This window comes from Paraburkholderia sp. 22098 (assembly GCF_052045935.1).
GTDB lineage: Bacteria > Pseudomonadota > Gammaproteobacteria > Burkholderiales > Burkholderiaceae > Paraburkholderia > Paraburkholderia caledonica.
Map to the genome: position 1 here is coordinate 233,537 of NZ_JBQEPV010000008.1, position 22,449 is coordinate 255,985.

Genomic DNA, 22,449 nt, shown 5'->3' on the forward strand with positions numbered 1-22,449 from the left:
TGATGGGTAACAGAACAACCTGCCGGACCATCAATGTGCAATGTGTTTGCGTCGAGTCCGTGAACGTTGACTTACAACTAGCTGTATTTTGCCCGGATGCACAAGAATTAATTGCGTGCGAGCGTTAGGTTTGCTTAAGGTTTTCTTAAGGACGTCTCTGACCGACCGTTGGCAACCTGTCGGTATGTGTTCGACGCAGTTGATTTGGTACCGAAATTCCAAACGACTCGAGATCGTGCTTTTCCCGTAGGATGCCGAATCATAAACTCGTTTAATGTGATGAAGCACGCGGCCGGACACCGGGGGTCTCGCCGGACCACGAAACTGTACTGGTGGCGCCCTAAGCTTCCCATAAGATTTGGCGGCTAAGATCGACTAATTTTCACTGCGATCTAGACCGATGAATGCACTGGAAGCGCTGAACCGCGCACTCTTTCTGTCGATCAACGCGACACCGTCGGCGCCCGCCTGGCTTATCGACGTAGCCCGCTTTATCGCCGATGATGTGATCTATCTCGTGCCGCTTTTTCTCGCCGCGTTGTGGCTCTCGGGCGGCGAACGTCGACGCGCCGCCGCAGTGCGAGTGTGTTGCGCGGTTCTGCTGGCGCTCGGCATCAATCAGCTGATCGGTCTTGGGTGGATGCATCCGCGGCCGTTCATGATCGGCTTGGGCCATACCTTTATCGAGCACGCGCCAGATTCATCGTTTCCGAGCGACCACGTGACCGTGTTGGCAAGCGGTGCCTTGACCTTGCTGCTCGCCGGCGAGCGCCGCTACGGTTTGTCGATGTTGCTCGCGGGTCTGGCCGTGGCATGGGCGCGCGTGTTTGTCGGAGTGCATTTTCCGCTGGACATGGCAGGCGCTGTCGCCGTTGCATGCATAGCCTATGCGTTGGTTGCTCCGCTATGGAAGATGTCTGGCGCTGCACTGACTCGCGGTCTCATAGCGGTGTATAGAAAGCTGCTGGCATGGCCTATCGGGCGTGGCTGGCTTTCGTCGTGATGGCGTGGCGGCGGATTGGTCGATTGGCGAAGTCCGCATGAAAGCACGGAAGTTGGCGTGAAAAGTCCGCAAGCTCATTCCAGCTTCCTGGCAAGAGCGCCCACCTCCAACGGCTGGGCGAAGTCCCTGTAAATCTCCTGCAGCTCCTTCCACCTGGATTCTCTGCCGCCGCCGATTCACATCCGGTCGGACTTCGCATAGTAGTTATGTCAGCTGACAACCGAGGCGATAGGCGCTCTCCGACCTGATTCGTCGATCAATTACCGCTGATCTGCGTCCGCTTCGCGTGCGAATGCAGACACCTGTCAAGCCATGCAGCCTGGCGTTTCGCCTAACCTCGATAACCACGCACATCGTCGACGATGGGGACAACGGCGAGAGTAACAAGGACGATGGCAAGGGGAACGGTCGACGCAAATCCCAGGTGTCTAAAGCCCACTGCGCCAGTAAGTCCACCTACCAGGAACGACAGTAACAGCGATCCGAGAAGCTTTAGTTTCTGCCGATCTCCGCAGACCAGGTTGCCGGGCATTGCCCCGACATTCCAATAGAACAGCTTACCAAGCTCGATGCCAATATCGGTCACGAGACCAGTGACGTGTGTCGTCCGGATTTCCGCCTTTGAAACCTTCGTGATCATAGCGTTCTGCAGTCCCATCACGTAGCAGAGAAGGCAGACGGTAGCCGGCACGAAGAGCACGTGGTGCGATTCGAGGTTCGAGCCGAGAACACCGAAGATCAGAAGCAGCGACGCCTCGAGCATCAACGGCATCGCGTATTGGCTCTGCAAGCGCCTGCGTCGTCCCCAGTTGATCAGGATCGCTGACGTGGCCGCGCCGACCAGAAAGGACAACAAGGAACTCAATCCCGCCACAGCCACATTCATGTCGCCAAGCGCGACGTTATCGGCAAGCGACGAAACAATGCCGGACATGTGTGAGGTGTACTGGCCCACAGCGAGGAATCCGCCAGCATTGGCTGCTCCCGCGACGAACGCGAGCGATCGCCCGAGGCGACGATTCGCGACGTCGCTGCGCTCAGGCGCCGTGAAACCGCGAAGGTAATTGATGGGCATGCGGATCAGTTCGGTATCGGGGAGCGGTTCACAAAGTTTGCACACGAGTGAGCTTGTCGATCCTAACATGAGACGACGCTGCTTCAGCCTGCGTTTCAGATGAACCGTATTAGCCAACGCGCGTGTCTGGCGTCGCCTGGACTGCCCGATGAACCATTCGAGGAAAGAAATGAGCGCTGCGGCCGAACTCGCTTCACAAGTGCCTCGTTATAGCGCCGTCGCACGCACGCGGCGCGGCGCAATATCCGTGAAGCGTGTCACGTCGGCCATCACGGCGGGCGCTTCAGGCGACGTAAAAGCCGCATCGACCGATGCTTCGTCACGAAACCTGCATTCGCAGATCGCAAGCGTCCCGGCCTGCTGCTCGGCGGGGAAAAAGGCCGCGAGCCCGACAAGGCCGTAGCGTGACCAGTGATGCATCACAAGGGGCAAATGACGGTCGACGTAATACGCGCGATCGAAGCGCGCACCGGCCTTGCCTTCGTAGGTGACATAGATCGTGACGTTGGCATCTTCCGACATGCTGTTCTCCAGTGACTAAGGCGTGAAAGTCGGCATCGATCGGATGCATCGCACCGGTGATGCCGCGCGCGGGCGCCGATGCCAGATTCAGGCGCGTCTCGCGGCTTCACCGTTTATCGCAGCGGACTGATCGGCATCGTGATAAAGACCGCGAGAACGCTGCTAGCCTGGGTCGTCGCCGGCCGGCGCGCGCGTACTCTCGCCGTGCGCCGCGCGATGGATTGCATTGACGATGCTCTCGTAGCCGGTGCACCGGCACAGATTGCCGCTGATCGCGTGACGTATCTCTTCGTGACTCGGCGACGAGTTATGCCTCAGGAGGTCCGCCGCCGCGATCAGCATGCCGCTCGTGCAGAATCCGCATTGGAACCCGTTCTCCGCAATGAACGCCTCCTGCAGCGCCTCGATTCCGCTGATGCCTTCGATCGTCCGCACGTCGTTTCCAGATATCGACGCCGCAAGCACAAGACAGGACTTCCTTACCTCGCCGTCGAGCAACACTGTGCACGCGCCGCAATCGCCGGTCAGGCATCCGATGCGCGTGCCTTTCGCATCGAGTGCATCGCGGATGAGTTCGACGAGCAACAGTCGCGAGTCCACTCGTTCAGACCGCGGCTCGCCATTGAGCGTGAGCCGCACCTCGATCGTTCCTTTCATGTCTTCGTTCCCGTGAGCAGGATGCGCAAATGCCGTTTCACGACGCCAGGCACAACGGCGCGCCGATAGTCTGCGTCCGCGAGTTCATCGCTCCATCCTTCGCCGACAAGATCTTGCGCACTCGTTGCCGCATGCTCGATAAACGCATCGGGCGCGAGCAACACCTGTTCGTCGATCGCGAAGCGGCGATACGCCGGCCGTCGGCCGGCCGCGCCGACTGCAAGCCGCACACTGATCTGCTCGCCCCGATGCAGGGAGCACGCAACGGTCACGATGGGCCACGAACTCGCACTCGCCTTGTACTTCTGATACTCACAGGCGACGAGCGTCGTGTCGCGCGGCACGCGTACGCCAATGAGAAACTCGTCTGCGCGGCGCGCGGTGCAAAAGGCGTCGATAAAAAACTCTCGCGCAGCGACATGACGCACGCCCTGTGACGAGCGCAATTCGAACTCTGCCTCTAGCGCCGCGAGACATCCCGGTGCGTCGGACGAAGGATTCGCGTAGCTTGCTGCCCCACCGAGCGTGCCCTGATTGACGATCGATGCACCACCGGTGACCTGCGCGGCCATCGCCGCAAGCAGCGGCGCATGGCGTGCCACGAGCGGTGAAGCGAGCAATTGCGCATAGGTCGTCATCGCGCCGATGTGCAGATGCGTATCGTCGAGCGCGATTTCATCCAGACGGAGCGCACCGAGACTGATGACATGTCCGGGACACACGAGATTCGCCGACATCGACGGCACCAGCATCGTGCCGCCGCCGAGCACCGAGGCATCCTCGCGAAAGGCGGCTAGCAAGGCAGCCGCTTCGTCGAGGTCCCTCGGTTGGTGAAAATCGAAGTAATGGCCGATCACGCGCGTCGCTCCTCGAGGGACGCCATCACGCGCGCCGGCGTCGCCGGCACGTGCGTCAGGCGCGCGTCGTCACCGAGTGCATTCGCCACGGCATTGGTCACCGCTGACAGCGCACCGCCTAGCCCCGATTCGCCCGCGCCCTTCATGCCGAGCGGATGAAACGGATTTAGCGTCACGCGATGTCCGACGCGAATGGACGGAAGATCGTTAGCGCGAGGTAGTAAATAACTTTTGAAGCGATCGGTAATCATGCGTTGATGTTCATCGAACTTGATCAGTTCCCACAGCGCGGCACCGATGCCCATCACGACCGCCCCTCTAAGTTGCGCTTCGACGAGCGCCGGATTGACCATTGCGCCGCAGTCGTGCACCACGGCATAGTCGAGCAGCCGGCTGTTGCCAGTCGCCGTGTCGAGTTCGAGCGCCGCGGCATGCACGGAATACGAGAACGTCGGGTATGTGGCGATACGGCCTTGCGCATCCGGCTCCACGCGCACATTCTGCGGCGCGAAGCTGCGCGTCACTTCGAGCGGCAGCGTCACGCCGGCGGCCACGGTGAATGGCCGCAGATGCGCCCCGAGCGCGAGTTCGGCCACTGCGATCCTCGTCCCGTTCGACTCGCGCCACGCATGACCGTCGCGCAGTGAAATGTCTTCGGGCGTACCGCCGAGCAGGTTGACGGCGCACTGACAGAGCCGTGCGCGCAACTCCTGCGCGGCGAGATACGCGGCGGTCCCGCCGTACATCAGCGCACGGCTGCTCGCGTTGCCGGTGCCGAGCGGCGTCACGTCCGTGTCCCCTTCGATCACGCTGACCTGGTCCGCGCGCAGGCCGAGCTCACCGGCGACCATCTGCGCAATGCCGGTATCGCTGCCGCTGCCCGGGGACGTCACGCCCGTCAGCACCTGCACGTCGCCCGACGGCATCATGCGAACGGTGGACGTCTCGTATCCATTGGGGAAGTTACCGGGCCGCGCGCCGCCTTCCGGCGTTAGTTCGAACGCAATGCCAATACCGATGCGACGCTCGCTGTTACGCGCTGCGCTTGCGCGCTCCTGCCATTGCTCGTAATCGAACATCGTCAGCAACTGCTCAAGGCCGCCCGGATAGTCGCCGCTATCCACGTTCAGCCCGGACGGCAGCAAACGCGGCAAGGCTTCCCGTGCGACCAGATTGCGACGGCGCAATTCGACTGGATCCATGCCAGTTTGCCGGGCCAGCCGATCGATTGCATGTTCCAGCACGAGGTTGCCGATCTCTTTGCCGTAACCGCGTATGGCTTGCCAGGGCGGTCGATTGGTGATCGCGAGAGAGCACTCGACGTCGCAGTGCTCAATCGTATAGACGGTCGGAAACACGGCCGGCGTGACGAGCGCCATTGCCCAGCTATGACCGGCGCCGATGATGCCGACATCCACCATGATGCGGTCACGCCAGCCGATGAGCCTGCCTTGCTCATCCGCCGCGATCTCATAGCTGTGATGCTGCGAACGCGCACCGGCGAGCAGTGTTTCGCGCCGCTCCTCGACCCAGGCGACCGGGCGTTTCGTGATCCGGCTGAACAGCGCGACCAGCACTTCTTCGGGATGCCCAGCCATCTTGAGCCCGAACGTACCGCCGATGCGCGGCGCGATCACGCGGACCTGCGACTCCTTCACACGCAACGCCGCTGCAATCAGCCAGCGGCTCGTATGAGGGTTCTGGAACGTGCCGGTCAACGTGTAGCGCTCGCCGCGCGCGTCCCACTGGGCGACGTAGCACAGCGTTTCCATTGGCGCACTGGTCGACGGGCCGACCGTCAGTTCGCCTCGTGCGATGTGCGCCGCGCGCTCGAATGCAGCATCGGCGTCCCCCGAACGAATGCGGTCGCGCACGAACAGGTTGGTATCCCAGCCAGGCTGAACCACGGGCGCACCTTCGCGCAGGGCGTCGCGCGCGTTCGCGGTTGCCGGTTGCACCTCGTATTCGACGCGAATCTTCGCGAGCGCGGCTTGCGCGTCGTGCACCGACGTCGCCACGAGCGCCGCGACCGGTTGGCCGAAGTACGTCGCGTGCTCGAGTGCAAGGCAACGACTTTGTAAAGGCCCGCGTGCGCCTTGTGCGGGGAGGTCCATGGCCGGGGGCATTGCATCGCTCATGCGCGCTGCGTCTTCTCCCGTGAGGCCCGCGACGACACCCGGCATGGCGAGCGCCCCCGACAGGTCGATCGAGACGATCGTCGCACACGCGTGAGCGCTGCGCAGGATGGCAAGATGGAGCGCGCCTTCGGGAATGAGATCGGCACTGTAATCGACGCGCCCCGAAACGAAGCGCGCTGCGTCCAGACGCGCCACGTTCTCCCCGAGCAGGCTGCCCGGCGACGCATCCTTGAAAGTCTGTTCCATGTTTGTCGCGCGACGGCCCGATTGCCCGGACCTCGCCGTTCGTTGGTTGCTCATCGGCTCGCCTGGCGTCCCACGCGCACGCAGAGCATCGCGCATGCGCCGAGCGCCAGCAGTGTCGTCATCAGAAAAAGTCCGCTGTTGAGTGTGCCGCTCAGCGTCTTGAGCCAGCCCATCGCGAACGGACTGGCGAAACCGCCGAGCAGACCAAGGCTGTTGACGAATGCGATCGCCGGAGCAGCGGCGGGCGACCCGGCGAAATAGTCGGACGCGAGCGACCACAACAGCGGAATCGTGACGAACACCGTGGTCGATGCGATCGTCAGGAGCACGATGGTCGCAGTCAGATCATGCGCCAGAAGCGGTAGCAGTGAAAGAGCGGTCGCGCCTGCCAGGGCCGCCAGTGCGCCGTGCCAGCGACGTTCGAGAAGCCTGTCCGAGTTGCGGCAGATCAGCACCATGCCGATCGTGGCGATGCCGTACGGAATGGCCGAGAGCCAGCCCATGCGCTCCACGCTCGTCGCGCCTGCGCTCTTCAGTACCGTCGGCACCCAGAAGCTCAGCGCATAAGTGCCGCAAATAAAGGTGAAATAGGCGAAGCTGATCACGTACACCTTCGGGTCGGCGATGACTTGCCGCAACTGCCCGGCGTGTTCCGCGCCGGCTTCGCGGCCGTCGTCGCGCAATGCGTGGCGCAAGGTGTCGCGCTCCGGTTCGGTGAGCCATTTTGCTCGCTCGATGTCGTCCGAAAGGGTGAACCAGGTCACGATGCCAAGCAGCACCGCCGGCGCCGCTTCTACGATATAGAGCCACTGCCAGCCCGCCAGACCCGCAACGCCCGCGAGCCGCGACATCGCCCAACCCGACACCGGACCGCCGATCATCCCCGCGATCGGGAATCCGGTCATGAAGAGACCGAGAATCTGCCCGCGACGGTTGCGCGGGAACCATTGACTCAGGAAGTAGACGACGCCGGGAAAAAAGCCCGCCTCGAACACGCCGAGCAGAAAGCGCAGTACGTAGAACGCCGTCGGGCTCGATACGGTCGGCATTGCGCAGCCGGTGAGACCCCATAGAACCATGATGCGCGTGATGGTCTTACGTGCGCCGATGCGTTGCAGAAGCAGATTGCTCGGCACTTCGAACAGAAAGTAGCCGATGAAAAATATTCCCGCGCCTAGTCCGTACACGGCATCGCTGAAGCCGAGCGCGTCCTGCATCTGCAGCTTCGCGAAGCCGACGTTGATGCGGTCCAGATACGCGATCACATAGCAGACGATCAGAAGCGGCACGAGCCGCATCGCGACTTTGAGGTAAAGCGCGCGCTGCGCGTCTTCCGGGGCCGTTACCTGAGCGGGGGCGTGTACATCGAGAGCGATTTTGCGCGACATGATGACCCTCTCAATGAAGTGGAATGGAACGGCACGTGAATGACGGAAAGCGTTTCATGAGGCTGTCTCCTTGAGCCTGTCGGCGCGCAGATGGTCCGGCGGCGTCTGCTCTTTTTGGCGGGCGCGCCCGAAGGCGGCGGAACGTTCGCGCCGAAAACTGATCGATCGAACAGTCAGCACAGTAGCCGACGAGCCAACTTCCGGTCAACCCGAAACACGGCTGATTTCGCCGGGGACTTTCCCTTGTTGACTGATCGATCAGTCAGGACTAGTATCGACAGCTGGACACATCGCCTGGCGAGAAGCCACACGTTTGCGACAGGCGTCAGAGGGACTTTTCAACCTTCATCAGAGGAAAGAGCCGTGAGCACCTTCAACGAGTACTCAGACAAATTCGAGACCATCCGCATGACACGTACCGATGGCGTACTGGAGATGCACTTCCACACGCACGGCGAGCCACTGGTATGGAATCTGACAGCCCATCGCGAGTTCGAGCAGGCTTTTCTCGATGTAGGACGCGATCGGGACAACGAGGTCGTGATCATGACCGGCACGGGCGATGCCTTCAGCGGACCGGCCATTGCGCCCGGCATGCATCAGAACCGCAATTCGATGACGCCCACGGTCTACGATCCGATCTACTGGGAAGCGAAGCATCTGCTCATCAACCTGCTCAACATCGAGGCGCCGGTGATCAGCGTCATCAACGGCCCGGCCGTGCGGCATGCAGAGATCCCGCTGCTCGGAGACATCGTGCTCGCATCCGACACCGCGACGATCCAGGACACCGCACACTTCCAGGGAGGCATGGTGCCGGGCGACGGCATGCATCTGATCATGCCGCTGCTGATGGGTCGCGCGCGCGGCCATTACTTTCTTCTGACAGGTCAGAGCATTCCCGCAAGCGCGGCGCTTGAAATGGGATTAGTGAACGAAGTGCTGCCGTCGGCCGAGCTTTTGCCGCGCGCCCGCGAACTCGCCAGGCTGATGCTCAAGCAGCCGCGTCTCGTGCGACGCTATACACGCACCTGCCTGAACCAGGAACTGAAAGCACGACTGCACGACGTGCTCGGATACGGACTCGCGCTGGAAGGCATCGCCCGCATGAGAGAAGTGGCCGCCTGAGCGGGACCCGATTCTTCCTATCTGCATCACTTCACAAATCAAGGAGGCAGCATGACTGTCAGCAGTATTACCAGACCGATCGATATGGTAGGTTCGGTCATCGATGTGGTCGATTCCACGCCCGATGTGCTCGGCGAGTCGATCATCTGGGATGAGAAAACGCAACTTCTCTGGTGGGTGGACGGGATCGGTCAATCGATCCATCGCCTCGACATTTCAAGCGGCGCCAAGAAGAGCTGGCCGATGCAGGAAGAGATCGGCAGCATCGGCCTGCGCGCCAAAGGCGGCCTGATCGTAGGCATGCGCTCGGGCTTCTACTTCTTCTCGCCCGAAACCGGTGAGCTGACCGAAGTTGCGCGTCCCGATGCCGAGCGTCCGAAGAATCGTTTCAATGACGGCAAATGCGACAGGCACGGCCGCTACTGGTCCGGCACCGTGGAAGCGGCCGCCTACACCCCGCGCGGACGTTTGTTCCGGCTGGATCCCGATCTGAAGCCGAAACTCATCATGGAAGGCATCACGTGCATCAACGGGCTCAGCTTTAGCCCGGATAACCGCCTTATGTACATGACCGACTCGTTCAGTTGCCAGATCGACGTGTTCGACTACGACTCCGTCGACGGCGCCATCTATAACCGCCGCAAGTTCGCCGAAGTTCCGCTCGGACGTGGCATCTGTGACGGCTCGACCGTCGATGCCGACGGGTGCTTCTGGAGCGCGAACATGGACGGCTGGTGCGTCACGCGCTACGACCCGCGCGGACGAATCGACATGGTCATCAATCTTCCGGTGCGGCGCGTGAGCAGCCTGTGCTTCGGCGGTCCCGATCTCGACACCCTCTTCATCACTACAGCGCGTCGGCGCATGAGCGAGAAGGAGCTCGCGCAGCAACCGCTCGCGGGCAATGTGCTCGCAGTACGTCCCGGCGTGAAAGGACTGCCCGAACCGGAATTTCTCGGATAACGGTGTGGGATGCCCGGTATATCGCGTCGCATGAGGATCGCGATATACTGACTGATCGATCGAATAGTACGGTGAGGGAGTCGCCTGGATGAAGACAGAACGCGAAAAGAAAGCGTCGGCACGCACGAGCAACAGTGCTCAGGAACCAGAGCACGCGCCGGGCACCCGCCTCTCCGCGATCCTGAATGCAGCCGAACGGGTGTTCGGTGAGCACGGCTACGCCGGCGCGAGCATGCGGAACATCGCAGAGGAAGCGGGCGTCGCGCAGGCGCTCGTGCATTATCACTATGCGACCAAGGACAAGCTCTACGAGGCCGTGTTCGAGCGACGGTCGTCGGCGATCAATCAGCACCGTGGCAAGCTGCTCGACGCCCTGTTCGCGAGCGAAAGCACCGCGACCGTCGAAGACGTGCTGACGATCGCCTTCACCCCGCTGTCGGATATTTTTCATGGCGAGGATGCGGTAAATCTCGCGCTTTACGTGCAACTCGTCGCGTCCGTCAGTCTCGGTAGCGACGAGCGTTCACGGCGCATTCGCGAAACCTACTATGACCCGATCGCGGAGCGATTCATCGACGCCCTGCATACGGTCTTGCCTGGCATTGCACGCGAGCAGGCGGTGTGGGCGTATCTGTTTTCGGTGGGAGCGCGGCAGCAGGCCCATGCACTCAATGGCCGGGCGATGCGACTGGGCGCACGGGACCGCGCGAGGAAATCGACGGCGCACTATTCCGACCTCGTGCGCTTCGCGGCGGCGGGCATACGTGAGCTGGTGCGCAACGAATCGGGCACGAACGCACGATCGAAGGAGCCCGAAGGCCGCGTCGCCAAGCCTTCGAGTGGTCGAACGAAGAAATCGCAAGTCAGCACCGTCGCAAACACACCGACTCGTAGCGTGCGCGGTCGTGAGTGACGCGACGCGCCGCCTGTGGAGAAATATGAATGACTGACCTGAGCAAATCGGAGTTGCCGACGCAGCAACTAATTGAATTCGATAACGTCGCTGTCTCGGTGACTGACATCAATCGATCCGCAGACTGGTACGGGCGCCTCTTCGGGTTTCGTCGACGATACGCGACCTACATCGAACCACTCGAGGCCGATTTCCAGATTCTCGAAAGAGACGACATGCGGATCGAACTTCTTTCGCGTGCAACGACCGTTCGCAATCCCGACGCGAATATTGTGCCGGGGCCGCACATCGACCGGACCGGGGCGAAGGCGATCGTTTTTCGCACATCGAGCCTCGAAGCCGTCACATCTCACCTCGAGAATGAAGGCGCGGTCTTCGAATGGAAACTCAAGCCTCTCTCTGCAGACGGCTTACGGTCGACGATGGTTCGAGACCCCGACGGTACGATCATCAACATCCTGCAGTACCCGTAGTTATTCACCTACGAGCTCATTGGCCCAAATGCGGGCGTACTCGCGCGTCGACGCGTGCAGCCGACTCGGCAACAAATAATGGGCGGGCTTGAGCCAGCTATCAGTGCAGCATCGTGGTCGGTTTACTCACTGTGCTGCAGTTATGGAATCCGACAGCATCGTCTCGGCGATATCCAGCATCGCGCGCAAGCGGTCCATGTGTCGCAGGTCCTGATGATAGCCAACCCACAAATCCCGCATGGGAGGTTGATCGGGCGTGTCGATGCGATGCAATCCGGAGATTGCATCGCCAAGTGGCCTTGGCAGCACCGCGATACCTACCCCTCTCAGGCACATCTGTGCCTGGACCGTTCGATTTGTGCTTGTGAAGGCTCGTCGTGAAAGCGGAAACCTCTCCAGCAGCCAACTGACGTCGGGAAAGTGCGACTGCGCGGTATTCATGAGAATGAGCCCTACGGATGCCGGATCGTCCTGCAACGCCTGTGCGGTTGCCGCCGCCGCATAGAGACCATATTGAATTCGCATTAGACGGCGCTGAACAATGTCCGGCTCGCTGAACGGCACGATGCGAAAGGCGACGTCCGCCTCACGACGTGAGAGATCGAGTAGTCGATAGCTTGCAATCACTTCCGGCACGACAGCGGGATGACGGCGCGTCAACTCGGCCAGGACGGGAGCCAGTACATAGCCGGCAAACCAGTCCGCCGATGAGATCCGCAGGATGCCTTCGAGGCGTTGGTTGTTGCCGCTCAGACGCCTTTCCATGGACAGCGCGGCATCCTCCATGGATTCTGCCAGCGCGAGCACGGTGTCCCCGGCGTCCGTGAGCACGAGTCCGTCCTTTGTCCGACGAAAAAGCGGCTGCTTCGCTTCGTCCTCGAGCACCTTGATTCGCCGACCCACTGTCGGATGGCTCACATCCAGCATCCGGGCGGACTCGCCGAAGGACCCGCTGCGAGCTACTGCCAGGAAGATGCGAACGTCGTTCCATTCCATGCCCGATCTCCGTACAAAATTGCACGGCAAATATACATGGACGTCAGTATTCGAACAATGTTGTTCGGGGCACTATACGGCTCGATAAACGGATGTCCCCGCGAACCGACTGCGCGCCAATCCCAAGCCAGTCTGATCTGGAACCTCAAGATATGAATACCGAAGCCCGGCAGGTTGTTACCACTGGGTCAGCAGCCTCCGACTCCCGGCGCTGGCTCGCCCTGGCCGTGCTGTTGACCGGCACGCTGCTGCCACCTTTGGACTTCTTCATCGTCAACGTGGCGCTACCTACCATACGTACAGGCCTGCAAGCATCTTCAGATGTCTCGCAGCTGGTGATCTCGGTGTACGCCGCGGCCTATGCCGTCACCCTGATCCTGGGCGGTCGCCTCGGTGATCTTTATGGCCGCAAGCGCGTATTCATCGCTGGCATGCTTGGCTTTGGGGTCGCTTCGGCGTGGTGTGGCCTGGCACCGTCGTCGGACATGCTTGTCGTCGGCCGGCTGCTGCAAGGGATCTCCGCAGCGATCATGGCACCGCAATCATTGGCCTCGATACACGCCATCTTCCCGGAAAGAGAAAAGAATCGCGCGTTGAGTCTATACGGCGCGACATTCGGCCTGGCCTCTGTGGGCGGTCAGCTGCTGGGGGGAATGCTGGTTTCCGCCAGTCCGTGGGGACTGGGGTGGCGCAGCGTATTTTTGATCAACCTGCCGATCATCATCGTTGCCGTTCCAGCTGCAACGATGCTGCTGCGCGAAAGCCGAGCCGAGCGTTCGCCTCGCCTGGACGTGCCAGGGGCGTTGCTGCTGGCGGTTGGCTTGCTGGCGCTCGTGGTTCCGCTTATCGAAGGGCAAGAACACCACTGGCCGTGGTGGTGCATAGCGCCGCTGGTCCTGAGCATGCCCTTGCTATGGGCCTTCTGGCAGTATGAAAAGGCACAGGAGCGCGCCGGCAGAACTCCTCTCGTTCTGCCCTCGCTTCTAGCCGAGCGCAAGTTGCGACAAAGCTTGGCGTCAACGTTCTTCTTCTACGCGCTCGCTGCGTTCTTCCTGGTGTTTGCCGTGTATGAACAGGCCAGCCTGCGCCACGACGCGTTGACGGCCGGCCTGGCCATCGTGCCGCTCGGCATCGGGTTCTTCCTCGGTCCACTGTGCAGCCCGTACATAGCCCGGCGTATGGGCACCCGCACTGCCGCATTTGGCATGGGTCTGGAGGTGCTCGGTCTGATCATGGTCGCAGCGCTGGCTTTCGCCGGTGCGTCGTCCTGGCTTGCGTTGCCCCTGTTTTTGATTGGCGCCGGGCAAGGTATCGCCCTTCCTGCGCTAGTGCGCCTGAACGTAGACCATGTGGAAACACGTTGGGCGGGGCTGGCCTCGGGCCTGGTAAGCGCTACGTTGCAGATCAGCGCTGCAGTAAGCGTCGCCTTGTTCGGCGGTCTATTCATCGCGATCGCGCCTGATGGTGCAAGCGCTCAGGACGTGCAACTGGGCTTTGCGGTGGCTTCATTGGCCATAGGCGCGTCACTGGCACTGGCAGCCGGACTAAGTTGGAGACTCCGGGAATCATGAAGAATCAAGATCGATACGAAATTATCCAAACACAGAAATTCTTGCCATGAACAGTTCCAGCTTTCCTCTCGCCGGCAAGCGCGCGCTTGTGACCGGTGCAGCGCGTGGCATCGGCGCGGCCATCGCACTGAAGCTGGCCGAAGACGGCGCCGACGTCGCGATCACCTATGAGAAATCGGCCGCAAAGGCCGAGGCGCTCGCCGCTGAAATCCGCGCCCTGGGCCGCACGGCCGTCGCCATCCAGGCCGACGCCGGCAGCCCGGACGCCACGCAGACCGCGGTCGAACAGGCCGTCGCCGATCTTGGCGGGTTGGACATCCTGGTGAACAACGCTGGTGTCCTCATCGCCGGCCCCTTCTCCGAGCAGTCGCTGGAGGAGATGAATCTGCAGTTGAACGTCAATGTGCGCGGCGTCTTCGTGGCGACCCAGGCTGCGTTGAAGCACCTCCCGAACGGCGGCCGCATCATCACAATCGGCAGCAACGCAGGCCTGTCTGTCCCGTTTCCTGGCATAGCCGTCTATTCGGCCACCAAATCGGCAATGGAGAGTTTCACCCGCGGTCTTGCGCGTGAAGTGGGCCCTCGTGACATCACCGTCAATCTGGTGCGCCCCGGCCCGATCGACACTGACATGAATCCCGCCGACGGCCCGCTCGCGCCTTCCATTCTTCCGAACCTGGGAATTGCCCGCTATGGCAAGACCTGGGAGGTTGCCGAGGCAGTCGCCTTCCTCGCCGGACCTGGTGCCGCTTATGTGACCGGTTCGGGCATTCTCGTCGATGGCGGCATCAGCGCCTGAGTGGATGTCCTGAGAGGACAACTGACCTCCCCGGGCGTTGCACCCACGGCAAATCCATCAGATCGACCAGCACGGCCCTCCCCCCAACAACGATGGCGGGCCGGGCGACGTTGCCCTTATGACGGTAATGGAGAGAGAAAGGCATATGACAAAGATGATCGTGGTCTGCACCGGCGACGCCAACACGAAGTTCGATCGGGATTACTACGCGAATGATCACTTCAACCTGGCGCGCACATGCTGGGAAGAGTACGGGATGCAATCTGCGGAGGCGTTTTTTCCGTACGCTGAAGCCGATGGCTGGAAATCCATTGGCGTCTACACCTTTTCCTCGGAACAAGGCGTCCATGACGCGCTGGCGAGCCCTAAAACACAGCAAGTCATGGACGATGTGAAGAACTTCACCGACGCGCAAGTCGTGTTGCGGAGCCTGTTCACGGCGTTCTGAGCGGCATCGCAGCGTCACTGTTTTTGGATTCACCTCGCGCAATAGCTACTTGTTCAATTTCTCAGCCTCGCTCGGCTCCTCTCTGGGCTTGTATCGCGGCGTGGGCTGCGGCAGCAGAAAGAAGGCGACGCACAGCAGTGCAATGGCGACTCCGATGCGCGACGCCGCGATGACGACGGGAATTGCAGCGATCTGGAGCAGCGTCGCGACTCCGTAGCGACGTGTCATCTGCTGGAGGAAATCGGGCGCGAGCCGTTCGTCCATCAGCCGGCGGCCTGGCATTGCGTAGAACCACTTCGCCATCCACGTGCAGGCGGTCAGGGCAAGACCGGCAACAAGGGTCACTGACGCGGCGGGCTCGAAGCCCGTGCCGAGGTGGAAGCACCAGACGCGGATTGGATAAGGAATGACGACGATCGCCAGCAGGAACAGAAGGTTGATCACGCCGAACCAGTGATCACTCTTGGCGTAAATGCGACCCGAATAATGATGTTGCAGCCAGTACGCCCCAATCACGACGTAGCAGAGAATGAGCGCGAGAAATTCGCGCCACTGCTCCGCCATGGCGCGCGCCAGGTCGCTGTAGTCATGCGTGCCTTCGGGAGATCCGGGGACCTTGATCTCGACGATCAGCAGGGTCAGCGCGATTGCGAAAACCGCGTCGCTGAATCCCTCGAAGCGGTCAAGTCCGCGCTCGGCACCATGCGTTTGCGCGTCGGCAGGTTGGTTTCGCCTATTACGTAGCATCACGTGAGTCCTTTCGCGCAAGCCGGAGCCGCTCCTCCCAGTACAGCACGCACAATCCTCGTTGGACTGTCTGGATTACATCCTGCCATGGGAAGTTGCAAAAGAAGCGTTCGAATTGTCTGCGACCTAGTATGAGCGCTTTTGGCCGGTTGCCGAAGATCACCATTCAAGCGCCGCGCGTCCCCATGCCATCTGGGCTAGGACTTCCGGACCCGAGCCATTGCAGCTGGTCGAGCAGTCTCCGTTCTAAGGGTAGGTATCGGAGTGGAACGGTCATTCAGGGCCGTCGCCTGGAGGACAAATCATCGGCCTCTGCGGACGCTCAGATCGGTGATTTGGCGAGGAGGCTTACGCCTTGCAAGAATGACGTCTTTCGCCCACGAATTGCTCGCGAGCCAATCAGCTTGTCGTTCAACGGATCGAAACAACTGCTGCGGGTTCTTCATCAAGCCACGATAGCGCACCTTCAGATGCCACCGTGCGCGGCTATGAACATGGCGACGGCCGACCGGCAATAGGATTCGATTTCGTTGTCGTCCGCTGCTCTCACCGGATCGAAGCGTGCGACCATCAGAAGATCGGATCCTTTGAAAAGCGCGGCAAACAAGCGGGCCGACCGGAGAGGATCGGGCACGTTCAGAAGCGCCTTCGCGTGCAATTGACGCAACAGGGCCTCGATCTGGGCGATGACATGGGCGGGGCCAGCTTCGTAATGGAGCTTGCTTAACGAGTTTTGATTCGTCTTGTCGGCCATGACCATGGCCTCGACACTGCGAACATCTGATCTCAACAGCGTGCGAAGCAGTGATGATCCCACCGCCATGAGCTGATCTTCGACAGAACCGTCGACGCCTTCAAGAAGGACCTGAGGTGCAAACAGCTGATGGCAGCCGGCCGCGATGGCCGCGCTGAACAGCGCTTCCTTGTTCTCGAAGTGCCGATAGATGCTGAGCTTGGATATCTTCGCCCGCTGGGCGACCTTGTCCAACGTCGTCGCTTGAAAACCCAATTCCACAAACAGTTCGCTCGCTGCGTCAACGATCGTTTGGGCAAGCGCCTCATTGGCGGGCCGGCCACGTCGGGCCTGTTTATTTTCGGTCACGACAATTCCAGTACTTGACAGTATCTCAATTATTTAATTACGATACCACGCAGTATCTTGAATGTGCAAGCCAATGGGTCGCGTCCTCCGAAGAGGTTTTCCCAAAGGGCGCCCGGTGATATCGAAGCGGCAATGGCCCGCCGGTCCACAGTGATGGGCGACTTTCTCGTCGACGCCGAAGCCCTGCTCGCTGCCCATCTTGACCGCGGATCGCTGGACGATATTGCGCACCAGGCCCAGCCCCCTCCATCCACAACACGGAGCCCATCACCATGAATGACGTCATCATCATCGGCGGCAGCTTTGCCGGCCTCGCGGCCGCCCTGCAACTCGGCCGTGCCCGCCGCAACGTCACCGTTCTTGACACCGGCCGTCCGCGCAACCGCTTTGCTGGCCACTCCCATGGCCTCTTCGGCCACGATCACAAGCCGCCACTGGACATACTGCTCGAGGCGCGGCAGCAACTTGCGCGCTATCCAACGATCAGGCTGGTCAATGCCCGTGCCGAGAGCGTGTCTGGCGCCATCGACGATTTCTGCGTGGTCACTGATGATAGCGAAAGGCTAGGGGCGCGCCGTTTGATCCTGAGCTATGGCGTCGCCGACCAGATGCCTGATGTTCCGGGCTTTGCCGAAAGCTGGGGCACGTCCATCGTGCCCTGCCCCTACTGCGATGGCTTTGAAGTCGCCGGCCAGCATTGGGGCCTCGTTTGGTCCGGCCCGCAGTCGCACCAGTCTGTCAGGCTGTTCCACGATTGGACCGACAAGTTGACTGTATTCTCCGATGGTCACGACATTCCATCCGATATCCAGGCCGATCTGGCGCGCCGCAAGATACCTGTCGTCGATGGCCGTATCGTCGAGATCGCCCATCACGAGGGCCATATCGCCACCGTCAATCTCGATACAGGCCGCAATGTTGCGGTCGACGTCCTGTTCGCCCATCTGCGTAACAAGCCGTCCGCGATACTGCATGAATCACTAGGCCTCGCCACGTTGGATACGCCCCTCGGCATCGTTCTCAAGGTCGACGAGCGCCGCCAAACCAGCACGCCCGGCATCTACGCCGCCGGCGACCTCGCAACGCCCTTCTTGCCCTCGGTCACCCAGGCGTCATCGCAGGGCGCGATGGCGGGCATCTTCGCCCAGCAGTCGATGCTGGTTTGAGAGGAAGGTGCGCACCATGGTCCGCCAGGATGCCGGTCGGGCACAATCGCTGAGAGCACTTGGTGCAGACCTCGCCAATCGCCGCCCACAATCTTGCGCGGTGCGTGACAGAGGTGTTGGCGAATCCCGGTCTCACCTTGGAAAGGCTTACGAGCTGACCGGTCCCCGTGCGGAGACTCTTCGCGAGGTCGCCGAAGATTTCACAAGAGTCTTGGGGCGTCCAATCACCTACATGGACATCCCGTTGGAACCGTGGCTGGAGGGTTTGCGATCCATTGGCGCATCCGCACACGTGGTCGCGCACCTGGAGTCGATGGCACTGCGGCACCCAGTGACCAGGTAGCTGGAGGCGGGATCGCTGGAAACGATGCGCACTTTGGGATCGGATGGCTCAGCTAAGAACGAATCAGCCCAAGGAGATGACATGGCAGAGCAAAATGCTTATCAGGTCGCCGACTGGAATGGTCAAAGCGGGAAGCGTTGGGTCGCCAACCAGGCCCGGCTCGACGCTATGGCGTCGGTGTTCGGCCAAGCCGCGATCGAAGCCGCCGCGCCCGTCACGGTCGAACGCGTGCTGGACGTCGGCTGCGGCGCGGGCGCGTCGAGTCTGGCACTGGCCGCTCGCGTCGGCCCGGAGGGCCAAGTGCTGGGCGTGGACATATCCGAACCGCTGATCGGCCGGGCGCGCGCGCTTGCGCCACAGGGTACGCCGGCCCTGTTCCAGGTGGCGGACGCCAGCAGCGCCGAGCTGCCCGAGGGTGCGTTCGACATTCTGTTCTCACGTTTCGGCGTGATGTTCTTCGACGATCCGACAGCGGCGTTCGCCCATATGCGACGCGCGCTGCGGCCGGGCGGCCGGGTCGCTTTCGTCTGCTGGCGCGGCGCGGCCGAGAACGCTTGGGTGCGCCTGCCGATGGGCGCGATCAAGGGCATCCTGCCGTCGAGCGCGCCGCCCGATCCCGAAGCGCCCGGCCCATTTTCGTTCGGCGACCGGGGGCGGGTGTCGCGCATCCTGACGGCAGCCGGCTTCACCGATATCGCCATCGCGCCCTTCGATGCTTCCGTCCCGTTTGGCGAGGGCGGGACGCGGGACGCTGCGATTGACGACGCGGTGAAGATGACGCTCGAGGTCGGCCCGCTGTCGCGCGTGGTCGCTGATCAGCCCGACGACATCCGCGCCCGCGCGTCGGCCGCGGTTCGTGCCGCCTTCGCGGGCCTCACCGGTGAGCGGTCGGTGATGATCGACGGCGCGGCGTGGATCGTCACGGCACGCAATCCGGCAAGCTGACAGGGACTATCAGGGGAGACGCCCCTGCGCGGCGGAGCTAGGCGTCGTTGGCCGCAGAGATTGATGTGCCTTCTGGCCGATGAACGAGCACTCGCCTTGTGACAATCAGATGGCCGGTTGCGAAGCAGAGCCGACGCCTAAGCGGCCTACAGGCGGCGCATGTGAGCAGCAGTTTGTGGCCGAAATGCGAAGAACAGCCGATCTGTCGAAAGTATGAACTGTAATCCAACCCGACGCCGAGGTCTTACGCGTGCCGTTTCGGGTGGTGCCGGTCCCAGTGCGGCATGGACGGCCCTTACAGCTGGGTCTGTGACCGCGATACAACCGCGCCTGTTCCTATAAAGTTGAATGGAGCTTTGCCGCTTGCCTTTCGCTCGGCCGGCTGACGAGCATAGTAGATGTCCCATTCGTCTTCACTAGTCTGTACGAAGCCGTGCCGTCTGTAAAAGCGGTTCGAATCACTGCCGCGCAAGGCGCCGAGACGGACTGGCATGCCTTGCCCGTCCGCGCTCGTGAAGACGTCGCGTAGGACGGTCGCGCCGATACCCTTTCCCTGGTGCTCCGGCAGAATATAAAAGTGATCGAGTGACCAGTGGTCTACTTGCGGGCGAATGACAATGAAGCCAGAGCGAACACCATTGACCTCGATGAATCGACACAACGCAGGATCGAACGACGTTACAAACCGCTCCCGCGCGCGCTGCGGGTCGAAACGATCGACACGCTCCAGGCTCTCGCGCATCGCGGCGATACGAATGGCAACGAGTGTTTCGGCATCGGACTGCGTCGTAAGGGGATAGGCGATGTTCATTGAAGGCGGCTTCCGGAAAACGGTCATGCGGCGCTGCCGATAATAACGCCGCGAATCGGGAGTTCAGACGAATTTTCGCCGGCCCTAACGGCTCAACGACCGCGACTCGGAACAAGGGCAAGCCTCCGACAAACCACAGATCACGCCTGCTTCAGATCACCGATGATCCATTCAAGACACGATGACGCAAGATCGTCCAGGCTGCGGCCCGCAAGCGTCAGCACCTGGAGACGGCGCTGCGTAAGCAGCGGGTTATCGAATGGAATCGCCTTCATGCGGTCCACGCCAAGCCGCTTCGCGACGGACACATATCCCGACGGCATGATCGCCTCCGGTACCACCAGCGCGAAACGGTACAGCGCCGCGACGTAGCGGCTCGTCATCATCGGCACGATTTCAATGTTCTCGACATTGCACGCGATGTCGAAGAGCTGGCGGTTGGTCGTGCCCTTGTCCTGCAGCACCACGGGATATGCCGTCAGATCCTTCAGCGCGACCTTCGCCTTGCTCGCGAGCGGATGCGTCTCGTGCATCAGCGCCATGACCGGCGCGCGCTGCGTGTACTGCACGGTGACGCCCGGCTCTGGCTTGAAGCTATTTCTGGACGCCCGCACTGGCGAGCGAGTTCGTCTACAGCTATACACACGGTTCGGGTGTGGGCACGATTGGCTCATCGAGCTACAACACGCTGTCTTTGTCGCTCGACTACTACCTTTCGAAACGCACGGACGTCTATGTGATCGGCAGCACCCAGTTCGCGAGCGGAACCGATTCGACCGGCCGTGCGGCGCGCGCGACGCTCAATGCTCTGACGGCTTCATCGACGGACCGGCAGACATTCGTGCAATTGGGCATTCGGCACAAGTTCTGTTGCCGTGCAATCGGAAATGGGCCCGTCGCTCAATTCAGCGAATTTACCGTCTGAGAGCGGAAGGACCGGCGATCCAGGCAAGACGTAGTCCCGCGAGCGAATGCGTCTTCGACATATTGCCCGTGCCGATGCCGCGCTCGTAGAGGTCGGCCATCGACGCGCGCCCAAGAGAATATGCTTGCCCGTCGTGCGTTCCCGCGTTCGCGTTTGCGCTCCGTCATCGAGCCGTCGTATGGCGTAGTCATGCAGACCCAGCGGCTGCAGACATCGACAAGCGGTGAAATGCTCGATGTGAGACTCGAACGCTGCGCTAAAACAATAGCCGCATTTCAGGTCGCCCGAGGCCGTTCACCGTTGAAGGATCATTCCCCAACCTTTCGTCTGCTCCCATGGGTTTTGCGGCGACGCTTCAACAACGACGAAACGGTATCTGGACCTCACTGCTTTTCAATACTTACTGACCAACGTCGTCGCGGGTTGCAGCAACGAGCGATATTGGGTCGGCGTAATCCCCACCGTCGTCTTGAATTGACGCGTGAATGCACTGTGATCGGTGTAGCCGCAACGCGTCGCAATGTCGGTGATGTTAAGGTCACCCGCGAGCAATTGCGAAGCTGCATCCAGCCGCGTTTTCAGCAGCATCTGTCGAGGCGTAAGGTGAAAGACTCTGAAGAAATAGCGCTCCACCTGCGCAACTGACATGTCGATAAGTGCTGCAAGATCCGCCAACTTCAGCGGATGCGCGTAATGATCCTGAATGTGCTTTACTGCAATCGCAACACGTTGATACGAGGGATGTGTACTTGCAGCCGCTCGAAGATCGCGCGAGATACCTGCGACGCCCAGGACGCGTCCCTTTATATCGCGCAGCGGTACTTTCGAGGTAAGACACCAGCCGGGCTGGCGCCCTGGATAGAGATGCAGTTCAAGTTGATCGACCAGCCGGTTGTTATCTCGCACAACCGCCTTGTCCTGTTCCATATAGATGCGGCCAAAGCGCGAAGGGAATGCTTCTGCTGCTGTCTTCCCCAGCAATGACTGCCGGTCCTTGTAACCGCAGCGGGCCGCGAGGGTCGCATTGGCGATCACATACCGTGCCTCGTGATCCTTTACGAAAAAGACCACATCGGGCATGGCATCGAAGAGCGGCACGAGCAGCGCGTAATGCGCCACCATCTGCTGCAGGGTCGTGTTTCCAGTGACAGCGGAAAGGAGCAGTTGGTTCATGGCTAAGTGTTGCGGATCAGGATTGGCTTGATTATGCCGACGCCCAGGTCACTCGAACGC

General features: G+C 61.2%; 23 protein-coding genes. 11 read left to right on the forward strand and 12 right to left on the reverse strand.

Features of this window, described 5'->3' with window-relative positions:
• Positions 1-400: 400 nt before the first annotated feature.
• Positions 401-1,003 carry a phosphatase PAP2 family protein gene (locus ACTJLB_RS18820; RefSeq protein ID WP_440784146.1) on the forward strand — a complete coding sequence of 201 codons (603 nt, stop codon included), beginning with the start codon at positions 401-403 and terminating at the stop codon, positions 1,001-1,003.
• A 331-nt stretch (positions 1,004-1,334) separates the two neighbouring features.
• Here the strand turns inward: ACTJLB_RS18820 and ACTJLB_RS18825 are convergent, their stop codons facing one another.
• From ACTJLB_RS18825 to ACTJLB_RS18850, 6 genes are all read right to left on the reverse strand, one after another.
• Positions 1,335-2,078 carry a YoaK family protein gene (locus ACTJLB_RS18825; protein WP_020070955.1) on the reverse strand — a complete coding sequence of 248 codons (744 nt, stop codon included), beginning with the start codon at positions 2,076-2,078 and terminating at the stop codon, positions 1,335-1,337.
• A gap of 207 nt (positions 2,079-2,285) precedes the next feature.
• The gene (locus ACTJLB_RS18830; RefSeq protein ID WP_440784147.1) at positions 2,286-2,600 is read right to left on the reverse strand and encodes an EthD family reductase; all 315 of its coding nucleotides are present in this window, start codon (positions 2,598-2,600) and stop codon (positions 2,286-2,288) included.
• A gap of 162 nt (positions 2,601-2,762) precedes the next feature.
• Positions 2,763-3,257 carry a (2Fe-2S)-binding protein gene (locus ACTJLB_RS18835; protein WP_440784148.1) on the reverse strand — a complete coding sequence of 165 codons (495 nt, stop codon included), beginning with the start codon at positions 3,255-3,257 and terminating at the stop codon, positions 2,763-2,765.
• Positions 3,254-4,114 carry an FAD binding domain-containing protein gene (locus tag ACTJLB_RS18840; RefSeq protein ID WP_440784149.1) on the reverse strand — a complete coding sequence of 287 codons (861 nt, stop codon included), beginning with the start codon at positions 4,112-4,114 and terminating at the stop codon, positions 3,254-3,256. Before ACTJLB_RS18840 ends, ACTJLB_RS18835 begins: the two co-directional genes overlap by 4 nt.
• Positions 4,111-6,498 (reverse strand): xanthine dehydrogenase family protein molybdopterin-binding subunit, encoded by a 2,388-nt coding sequence (locus ACTJLB_RS18845; protein WP_440784150.1) that lies wholly within the window; start codon positions 6,496-6,498, stop codon positions 4,111-4,113. Before ACTJLB_RS18845 ends, ACTJLB_RS18840 begins: the two co-directional genes overlap by 4 nt.
• Before the next feature lie 50 nt (positions 6,499-6,548).
• Positions 6,549-7,886 (reverse strand): MFS transporter, encoded by a 1,338-nt coding sequence (locus tag ACTJLB_RS18850; RefSeq protein ID WP_440784151.1) that lies wholly within the window; start codon positions 7,884-7,886, stop codon positions 6,549-6,551.
• A gap of 363 nt (positions 7,887-8,249) precedes the next feature.
• Here ACTJLB_RS18850 and ACTJLB_RS18855 point away from each other — a divergent pair, with 363 nt between their 5' ends.
• The 4 genes from ACTJLB_RS18855 to ACTJLB_RS18870 all read left to right on the forward strand — a co-directional run bounded on the left by ACTJLB_RS18855 (position 8,250) and on the right by ACTJLB_RS18870 (position 11,363).
• The gene (locus ACTJLB_RS18855; RefSeq protein WP_006047399.1) at positions 8,250-9,014 is read left to right on the forward strand and encodes an enoyl-CoA hydratase/isomerase family protein; all 765 of its coding nucleotides are present in this window, start codon (positions 8,250-8,252) and stop codon (positions 9,012-9,014) included.
• Positions 9,015-9,065: 51 nt separating this feature from the next.
• Positions 9,066-9,977 (forward strand): SMP-30/gluconolactonase/LRE family protein, encoded by a 912-nt coding sequence (locus tag ACTJLB_RS18860; RefSeq protein WP_020070961.1) that lies wholly within the window; start codon positions 9,066-9,068, stop codon positions 9,975-9,977.
• An 88-nt stretch (positions 9,978-10,065) separates the two neighbouring features.
• Positions 10,066-10,890, forward strand: a complete 825-nt coding sequence (locus tag ACTJLB_RS18865) for a TetR/AcrR family transcriptional regulator (protein WP_392393662.1) — start codon at positions 10,066-10,068, stop codon at positions 10,888-10,890.
• A gap of 29 nt (positions 10,891-10,919) precedes the next feature.
• Complete coding sequence (locus ACTJLB_RS18870) at positions 10,920-11,363, forward strand: VOC family protein (protein WP_440784152.1); 444 nt, start codon at positions 10,920-10,922, stop codon at positions 11,361-11,363.
• 126 nt (positions 11,364-11,489) lie between these two features.
• On the opposite strand, the gene ACTJLB_RS18875 is transcribed toward ACTJLB_RS18870, so the two are convergent.
• Positions 11,490-12,359: a LysR family transcriptional regulator gene (locus ACTJLB_RS18875; protein WP_440784153.1), complete on the reverse strand. Its 870-nt coding sequence runs from the start codon at positions 12,357-12,359 to the stop codon at positions 11,490-11,492.
• A gap of 152 nt (positions 12,360-12,511) precedes the next feature.
• On the opposite strand from ACTJLB_RS18875, the gene ACTJLB_RS18880 reads away from it, so the two are divergent.
• The 3 genes from ACTJLB_RS18880 to ACTJLB_RS18890 all read left to right on the forward strand — a co-directional run bounded on the left by ACTJLB_RS18880 (position 12,512) and on the right by ACTJLB_RS18890 (position 15,177).
• Positions 12,512-13,930: an MFS transporter gene (locus ACTJLB_RS18880; protein WP_440784154.1), complete on the forward strand. Its 1,419-nt coding sequence runs from the start codon at positions 12,512-12,514 to the stop codon at positions 13,928-13,930.
• 46 nt (positions 13,931-13,976) lie between these two features.
• Positions 13,977-14,729: an SDR family oxidoreductase gene (locus ACTJLB_RS18885; RefSeq protein ID WP_440784155.1), complete on the forward strand. Its 753-nt coding sequence runs from the start codon at positions 13,977-13,979 to the stop codon at positions 14,727-14,729.
• A 145-nt stretch (positions 14,730-14,874) separates the two neighbouring features.
• Positions 14,875-15,177 (forward strand): EthD family reductase, encoded by a 303-nt coding sequence (locus ACTJLB_RS18890; protein WP_440784156.1) that lies wholly within the window; start codon positions 14,875-14,877, stop codon positions 15,175-15,177.
• 45 nt (positions 15,178-15,222) lie between these two features.
• On the opposite strand, the gene ACTJLB_RS18895 is transcribed toward ACTJLB_RS18890, so the two are convergent.
• Positions 15,223-15,945: a TMEM175 family protein gene (locus tag ACTJLB_RS18895; protein WP_408417419.1), complete on the reverse strand. Its 723-nt coding sequence runs from the start codon at positions 15,943-15,945 to the stop codon at positions 15,223-15,225.
• Positions 15,946-16,390: 445 nt separating this feature from the next.
• Entirely contained in the window at positions 16,391-17,026 is a 636-nt protein-coding gene (locus ACTJLB_RS18900) for a TetR/AcrR family transcriptional regulator (protein ID WP_088173859.1), read from the reverse strand.
• Positions 17,027-17,298: 272 nt separating this feature from the next.
• Between ACTJLB_RS18900 and ACTJLB_RS18905 the strand changes: the two genes are divergently transcribed.
• Entirely contained in the window at positions 17,299-18,192 is an 894-nt protein-coding gene (locus tag ACTJLB_RS18905) for an NAD(P)/FAD-dependent oxidoreductase (protein WP_440784157.1), read from the forward strand.
• Positions 18,193-18,616: 424 nt separating this feature from the next.
• A complete protein-coding gene (locus tag ACTJLB_RS18910; protein ID WP_440784158.1) occupies positions 18,617-19,480 on the forward strand; it encodes a class I SAM-dependent methyltransferase in 864 nt (287 codons plus the stop codon).
• A 295-nt stretch (positions 19,481-19,775) separates the two neighbouring features.
• On the opposite strand, the gene ACTJLB_RS18915 is transcribed toward ACTJLB_RS18910, so the two are convergent.
• Together ACTJLB_RS18915 and ACTJLB_RS18920 are read right to left on the reverse strand one after the other, a co-directional pair.
• Entirely contained in the window at positions 19,776-20,291 is a 516-nt protein-coding gene (locus tag ACTJLB_RS18915; RefSeq protein WP_440784160.1) for a GNAT family N-acetyltransferase, read from the reverse strand.
• Between the two features lie 140 nt (positions 20,292-20,431).
• Complete coding sequence (locus ACTJLB_RS18920; RefSeq protein ID WP_440784161.1) at positions 20,432-20,905, reverse strand: LysR substrate-binding domain-containing protein; 474 nt, start codon at positions 20,903-20,905, stop codon at positions 20,432-20,434.
• Between the two features lie 41 nt (positions 20,906-20,946).
• Here ACTJLB_RS18920 and ACTJLB_RS18925 point away from each other — a divergent pair, with 41 nt between their 5' ends.
• Positions 20,947-21,216, forward strand: coding sequence for a hypothetical protein (locus ACTJLB_RS18925; protein ID WP_440784162.1), 270 nt, complete (start codon positions 20,947-20,949; stop codon positions 21,214-21,216).
• 393 nt (positions 21,217-21,609) lie between these two features.
• On the opposite strand, the gene ACTJLB_RS18930 is transcribed toward ACTJLB_RS18925, so the two are convergent.
• The gene (locus ACTJLB_RS18930; RefSeq protein WP_440784163.1) at positions 21,610-22,389 is read right to left on the reverse strand and encodes a helix-turn-helix domain-containing protein; all 780 of its coding nucleotides are present in this window, start codon (positions 22,387-22,389) and stop codon (positions 21,610-21,612) included.
• Between the last annotated feature and the right edge of the window lie 60 nt (positions 22,390-22,449).